Raw genomic sequence first — 3,120 nt, 5'->3', positions numbered from 1 at the left:
ATCGGGCAGTTCTCGGCGCAGGACTGCAGGCACTACTTCGAGGCAGCCGGATATGAATCGGGATAAGGTAAAAATGCTCTAGATCGAACCCTGCCAGGTGGCAATGGAGGCCTGCGGCAGCTCCCATTACTGGGCGCGCGAGCTGTGAGCTCTGGGACATGAGGTACGACTGATCGCACCGCAGTTCGTCAAACCCTACGCAAGAGCGACGCCAATGACGCCGAAGCGATTTGCGAGGCGGCCAGCCAACCGAACGCGCGTTACGTCGAGGTGAAGAGCGCCGAGCAGCAGGCCAGCCAGGGTCTGCACCGAATCAGAAGCCGGTTGATCCGGGCGCGCACGGCGCTGGTCAACGAGATTCGCGGCCTGCCGGGCGAGTTTGGCCTGGTCGAGGCACGGCATGGCGTTGCGGCTACCCGCCGACTGGCGCAGGCGGCCCTGGCGGATGCCGGGCATGGCCTGCCGGGCCCAGATGCGCGAGCTGCTGGTGGAGTTGCAAGACGAGCTGGTCGAGCATGAAGCGCGCTTGTCCCGTCTCGACGAAACGATCCAGCGCCAGGCTCGCGAGGACGAGCGGGTGGAGCGCTTGATGCTGGTCAAGGGCATCGGTCCAATCACGGCCACTGCCATCGTGTCGGCCGTGGGCGATGCCCGACAGTTCCGCAGCGCCCGTCAGTTCGCTGCCTGGCTGGGATTGGTTCCTCGCCAACACTCCAGCGGCGGCAAGGAGCGCCTGGGTCCGATCAACAAGCGAGGCGATACCTACTTGCGCACGCTGCTGGTCCACGGAGCCCGAGCGGTGCTCAGGCACTGCCAGGAGAAGGCGGATCGACGTAGTCAGTGGCTCCAGCGCTTGCTGTGTCGACGCAATGCCAACATCGCCACGGTTACCTTGGCGAACAAGAATGCTCGGATCGTCTGGGCGATCCTCAGTCGGGGAGATCGCTATCAACCTGGCTGAAAATAAAATCGCAGGCTGCACAGCCTGCAAAATGTTGAGCAGTAACCAGTAATCCACCCCGATTGCACAGTGACATGCAGTGATGACGAACCGGTCGAGCCCAACGCGTCGGCCCCCTGCAAGCAAGGCCGCTAGAGCAATCAGGCGCACATGAGCGGATTTTCATCATGGCTCGGGGCACCCAATGCCTCATCGGAAGCAGGATATAAGCAAGCAGTCGTGCCTACGCTCGTCGGCAGGGCAAATCACTGGCAAACCGGGGGGAGTCCATATAGGCGCTGTAGATCGTCTCGCGACAGACGTAGGCGTCTTCGAACTGGGGAAACTCCATGGAGCGCAGCTTGCCGGCAATCTGTTCGGGAGAAAAGCGTTTTCGCAGCAGATGGGCCGTCAGCTCGAACAGTTCGTTGCCGGGCTCGAGCTTCCGGCGTGGGCGGCAGGCCTGGCGACGAGCCTGCATGCAGTGCTGGGCCTCATGGGTGATGTACAGGCCATGGGCGCCACGATTGCGGCGGATCTCGCGGCTGACGGTGGAGGGGCTGCGGTTCAACAGGCGGGCGATCCTGCGCTGGCTCCATTGGTTCAACAAGCCGATCTGGATCGTGGCGCGTTCCACAACGCTGTGTTCGTGATAAGACATGGCAACACCTTACCGAAACGGTCAGGTGTTGCACTCAGATTTTGCCGCCGCCGAGTTTACGCAAACACCTTGAAAGGGCTGGCTCTAAAGGCGTGACAGGAGTGATGACGTTGCAGCAAGATATGCCCCTTCTAGATTTCAATAGCAATGTCGTGTCCAGCTTTCACGACTACCAAAATCTACTTGTTGGTTTTAAATCTCAAATGAAACTTCTTTTTGTGCACCAGAATTTTCCTGGGCAGTTCAAGCATCTTGTCCGCTTTTGCCAAGCGAAAGGACATGAGGTAGTTGGCCTGGGCGCTGGGAAGGTTGTGGAGGCTGAGGGCATTCGTGCGCTCAGCTATACGCTGGAGCGGGGCAATACGCCAGGTATTCACTCCTGGGCGCAGGAGTTTGAGTCGAAAGTCATTCGGGGAGAAGCCTGTGCATTAGCTTTGCAACGCTTGAAGACCTCTGGCTTCGAGCCTGACATAGTCTTCGCGCACCCCGGCTGGGGGGAGGCATTGTTTATCAAAGCGATATATCCAAGAGCAAAACTCGTCTGCCTGATGGAATATTATTATCGGCCCGATGGGCAAGACCTGGGATTTGATCCCGAGTTTCCCGGAGTGAGCCTTGAGGACCAAGCGCGACTGGCAAGCAAGAATGCCAATTTGCTGCTAGCGATGGAGGCCATGGACTATGGCGTATCACCAACACCATGGCAGGCCTCGACACTGCCTAGCTGGGTGGGCAATAAACTACGGGTGATTCACGAGGGCATCGATACCGATCTGTGCAAACCGGATCCTTCGGCCAGGATCGCGTTGCCAAGCCGGGGGGTGGGCATTCGCCCTGGGGATGAGGTACTGACCTTTGTGGCGCGAAACCTGGAACCAGTCCGGGGATATCACATATTCATGCGGGCACTGCCGGAAATCATGGCACGCAGACCGAAGGCCAAGATATTCATTGTCGGAGGCGATGGCGTGAGCTATGGACGCGCTCCCGAGAGTGGCTCTTACCGCGAGAGGTATCTGAGGGAGGTAGCCGGACAGCTCGACCCACAACGGGTATTTTTTCTTGGCAAGATTCAATACAAGGTTTTCTTGCAGCTGATGCAAATTACTCGTTGTCATGTATATCTCACATACCCCTTCGTGCTTTCCTGGTCAGTACTGGAGGCCATGAGCGCCGGTGCATTAGTGATAGGCTCCCGTACCGCTCCCGTGATGGATGCAATCAAGGACGGGAGTAACGGGCTACTACTGGACTTCTTCGACGTGGCAGGTTTGGCTGAGCGGGTATGCGACGTGCTGGCTAATTCTGATAGATACGATGGCATGCGTGCAGCTGCTCGACAGACGGTGCTGGAACACTTCGACCTAGAGTCAGTGTGTCTGCCCGCTTACGCCAGGCTATTGGAGGACTGCGCGGGTTATTAATGGCTATGTCTGAGTTAGCTGTTGCATGGCTGCTCGCCCCAGCGCCTCCCTCAAGCAAATCAATGGATTGAGCTGCGTCTTGTAGCGCTCGAGCA

The 3,120-nt window shown here is 58.3% G+C and carries 1 protein-coding gene and 2 pseudogenes; 2 read left to right on the top strand and 1 reads right to left on the bottom strand.

Translation table 11 applies throughout. The annotated features are described in order from the left end of the window. Positions 1–82: 82 nt before the first annotated feature. Positions 83–961 (top strand): annotated as a pseudogene (locus BMY22_RS23005) (IS110 family RNA-guided transposase); the annotation flags it as partial. Positions 962–1,220: 259 nt separating this feature from the next. On the opposite strand, the pseudogene BMY22_RS23000 reads toward BMY22_RS23005, so the two are convergent. Beyond that, positions 1,221–1,601 (bottom strand): annotated as a pseudogene (locus BMY22_RS23000) (transposase); the annotation flags it as partial. 104 nt (positions 1,602–1,705) lie between these two features. Here BMY22_RS23000 and BMY22_RS22995 point away from each other — a divergent pair. Next, on the top strand, positions 1,706–3,025 hold the full coding sequence (locus BMY22_RS22995; RefSeq protein WP_244158981.1) for a glycosyltransferase family 4 protein: 1,320 nt from the start codon (positions 1,706–1,708) through the stop codon (positions 3,023–3,025). The last annotated feature ends 95 nt before the right edge of the window (positions 3,026–3,120 follow it).

Origin of the sequence: Azotobacter beijerinckii (assembly GCF_900110885.1) — a bacterium.
Classification (GTDB): Bacteria; Pseudomonadota; Gammaproteobacteria; order Pseudomonadales; family Pseudomonadaceae; genus Azotobacter; species Azotobacter beijerinckii.
The sequence above is the reverse complement of the archived record's forward strand: the minus strand, read 5'-3'. Positions and strand labels throughout refer to the sequence as shown.